The 1228-nt window shown below is 71.4% G+C and carries 1 protein-coding gene; it reads left to right on the top strand.

Annotated elements, in window-relative coordinates:
• Positions 1 to 9: 9 nt before the first annotated feature.
• Positions 10 to 1077: a branched-chain amino acid ABC transporter permease gene (locus AC5RV2_RS18155; RefSeq protein WP_494093486.1), complete on the top strand. Its 1068-nt coding sequence runs from the start codon at positions 10 to 12 to the stop codon at positions 1075 to 1077.
• The last annotated feature ends 151 nt before the right edge of the window (positions 1078 to 1228 follow it).

Here is a 1228-nt window from a genome sequence, read left to right as displayed (position 1 = left end):
GTCCGCGGGCTGCTCAAGTGGGCCGCCGGGGGAGCGGCCGTGGTGCTGCTGGCCCTGCTGCCGCTGCTGAACCTCTCCCTGCCGGGCGTGCTGCCCGGGCCCACCTACACCCCGGGTTCGTTGCAGCTGATCGCCATGTGCATGCTGATGGCCGCCGCGGCGCTCAGCTACCACCTGCTGCTCGGCGTCACCGGCCTGCTCTCCTTCGGCCATGCGCTGTACTTCGGCGCCGGGGTCTACGGGCTCGGCGTCATCCTGGACACGTTCGACATCCCGCTGCTGCCGGCCATGGGCCTGACGCTGCTGCTGGTCATCGTGCTGGCCCACGTGGTCGGCGCGGTCGGCCTGCGCGTGACCGGCATCCCGTTCGCCATGGTCACCCTGGCCTTCGCGGAGGCCGGCCACGTGCTGGTGGGCCGCAACCCCGGCCAGGCCACCGGCGGCGAAGAGGGCCTGACCCTGGCCACGGAGAACCTGCCCGAGGCCCTGCTGGGCGTGGCCAACACCCGCAACCTGTACTGGCTGGCGCTGATCGTGCTGCTGGTGGTCTTCGCCGTCGTCAGCTGGGTGCAGTTCAGCCGCGCCGGCCACGTGGCCGCGGCGGTGCGCGAGAACGAGCTGCGCGTGCGGGTCATCGGGCTGCAGCCCTACCTGGTCAAGCTGCTGGTGTTCGTGGTCGGCGGCGTGCTGGCCTCGGCGGTCGGCATGGTCTACCTGCTGCTGCAGTCCGGTGCCGTCCCGCGCAGCCTCTCGGCCGACTTCACCATCACCCTGCTGGTCATGGTGGTGCTCGGCGGCGTGGGCTCGCGCTGGGGAGCGGTCATCGGCGGCGTCTTCTACACGCTGCTGGACCAGCGGCTGACGGCGCTGGCGCAGTCGGAGGCCATCGCCAACCTGCCGGACATCCTGCGGATCCCGCTCTCGGAGCCGCTGTTCATCCTCGGTACACTGTTCATCCTGGTGGTCCTGTTCCTGCCCGGCGGCATCACCGGCGCGGTGCAGCGGGCCACCCTCAGCCGCGGCCAGCGCCGCCAGGCAGCCGCCCGGCAGCGCGACATCCTGGAGAAAGCCGAGTGAACCTGCAGCCCCATCCGCCCGCCGGCGGCCTCCATACCCTCGGCCGCTGGACCGCCGACCGCGCCGCCTTACCATGTGTCCACCCACGAGGTAGGTACCCACCGGATGGGCGACGATCCGGGCACCTCGGTTGTGGACCGTTACGGCCAAT

Source organism: Arthrobacter sp. Y3225116, assembly GCF_059091245.1.
This window is presented reverse-complemented; position numbering and strand designations above follow the sequence as displayed.